The following is a 1,919-nucleotide window of genomic DNA, read 5'->3' on the forward strand; positions in this document are numbered from 1 at the left end:
CTGTATATCAGTAAACATAAAATATTTACTTTTTAACTACCTGTGATGTGAACCACTATCTCGCGGTAGTGGCTGTCTTCTCGATGTTCCCAAATATAAATTCCCTGCCATGTTCCTAATAACAATTTTCCCCTACAGATGGGAATTTGTTCCGAAGTTTTGGTCAAGGCAGTACGGATGTGAGCAGGCATATCATCAGTACCTTCGGCATCATGGATGTAGCTTTTCCCATCTTCCGGCACTAACTGGGCAAAAAAGTTCGCTAAATCTTTCAGTACATCGGGATCTGCATTTTCTTGAATCAGCAGACTCGCAGAAGTATGGCGCAAAAAAATAGTACAAAGCCCAGTGTCAATGGCGGAATCATTAACCACAGATTGCACTTTTGAGGTAATGTTAGAAAATGATTTGCCAATAGTCTGAATTGTGAGTCGTTTTTGGTAGTGAGTCATGAATCCTTAGCAATTTCGGTAGAACTTTATGCGATGCGGTCGGCGGGCAAAGCCATCGCCAAGCGGAAGCCAGAAGAGCGTTTGCGAAGCATTCTCAAAGAGGATAGGGTAGATCCATTTGTGGAAACCTAGCCTAGCTGCTTGAGTTCATCATCTACTGTTTCTAACTCTTCATCAGGGGCGACTATAAATTTCTCCTCCAAGGATTCATTCTCACAGTCACCCCTTGAGAAACTATCTAACTGCTTTGCTAATAAAGCTCGATCTTCCTCCACCAATTCTGGCTCAAAAAACTCATAATTGAGTGTGACAGATTCCGATTCCTCTAACTCTACTGTCGGTAAGGGTTCTGTCAAATGGAATAAGTCTTCTTGTCCAGACTCCAAGTCAAGTTCCACAGCTTTTGATTCCTCTATATCCTCTGTAGAGAAGGATTGATATTGATTTTGTAATTCCTCATTACTAGCTTCATCTGAAGGTTTTTGGGTTGCCTCTATCCCATTAGCACCAACAATTTCTATCACATCGTCTACTTCATCCTTGTCTAATTGTTCAGGATTATCAGCTTCATTTAGAGCGGAAGTCTCTGTTGAGATTACCTCCGATTCCCGATCCCCTTCACCACTATCTGCCATGTCTGAACCTTCTGAGTTCTCCTCATTAGCTTCACTCCAAGGAGAATCATAATGATGCCATGGCAAGATTGGCTTATTGGGCAAGTTGCGCGTCAAGACTGTGATATTATCTGGGTCAGGTTCTGGTAGATTCAAGCGCTTCCCAGAGTGATTATTGTCAAGTTCTTGTGAATTCATAATTTGAGCCTAGCCAAAACTACTAAAGTCGATCGTGGGGAGAAAGTAAATCGCCAAGACGTGCAAGGTAATTACCAATGCCAAACTCCACGTAACATAAGCTGCATACTGCAATGATGACGAGACATCCTCCAATCGCTGCTTGTTTGCATTATAGGTCTCTACCAGATTAACAATCATTTGTAACTGATACTCTTCTGGAGACAGAACTAGATAGCGCTCCAGAAATTTCTTATCTCCTAAATTGGGGCTGATAGCCAACTGACGGGGTAAAAACGCATTGATCAGTAGGGTGAAATTTACCAGAAATCCCAGGAGTTCCGCAAGGCTAAACACTCCAGGGAAAAACACGAGCCGAGAGACAGTCAAGCTAGTGAACAGAGCGCCGTTAGTGACAAACAAGATGTTTAACTTGGTGGTAAGGGTTTGGTTTTGCTCCTTTTGTTGATCGATTACCCGACGCACGTCTTGAGCTGCTAGTTCTACTGATAAAGAGGGACTTTCTTTAGTTTCTGGAGTTTTGGAAGGTTCTAGGCTGGTTTTAGAGGGATGGGGTGTTTTGGGGATATTGGTTGTTTTAACGGTTTTAGGGGTTTCTCCTGAATCTGGGGTTTTAACTGTCTTGGGAAGTTCAGTTGGCTCTAGGATTTTAGTG

4 protein-coding genes are annotated in these 1,919 nt (G+C 42.7%); 1 reads left to right on the forward strand and 3 read right to left on the reverse strand.

Going from position 1 to position 1,919, the window contains the following annotated elements:
• Nucleotides 1-32 precede the first annotated feature (32 nt).
• On the reverse strand, nt 33-452 hold the full coding sequence (locus NJ959_RS22755; protein ID WP_254014031.1) for a secondary thiamine-phosphate synthase enzyme YjbQ: 420 nt from the start codon (nt 450-452) through the stop codon (nt 33-35).
• Between NJ959_RS22755 and NJ959_RS22760 the strand changes: the two genes are divergently transcribed.
• Nucleotides 444-584 carry a hypothetical protein gene (locus NJ959_RS22760; protein ID WP_254014032.1) on the forward strand — a complete coding sequence of 47 codons (141 nt, stop codon included), beginning with the start codon at nt 444-446 and terminating at the stop codon, nt 582-584. The two genes, NJ959_RS22755 and NJ959_RS22760, sit on opposite strands and share 9 nt — an antisense overlap.
• Here NJ959_RS22760 and NJ959_RS22765 read toward each other — a convergent pair.
• Both NJ959_RS22765 and NJ959_RS22770 read right to left on the reverse strand, forming a co-directional pair.
• Complete coding sequence (locus NJ959_RS22765) at nt 581-1,264, reverse strand: hypothetical protein (protein ID WP_254014033.1); 684 nt, start codon at nt 1,262-1,264, stop codon at nt 581-583. The genes NJ959_RS22760 and NJ959_RS22765 overlap by 4 nt on opposite strands.
• Nucleotides 1,265-1,273: 9 nt before the next feature.
• Nucleotides 1,274-1,912, reverse strand: a complete 639-nt coding sequence (locus tag NJ959_RS22770) for a hypothetical protein (protein WP_254014038.1) — start codon at nt 1,910-1,912, stop codon at nt 1,274-1,276.
• Nucleotides 1,913-1,919: the final 7 nt, after the last annotated feature.

Origin of the sequence: Limnofasciculus baicalensis BBK-W-15 (assembly GCF_024178385.1) — a bacterium.
GTDB lineage: Bacteria > Cyanobacteriota > Cyanobacteriia > Cyanobacteriales > Coleofasciculaceae > Limnofasciculus > Limnofasciculus baicalensis.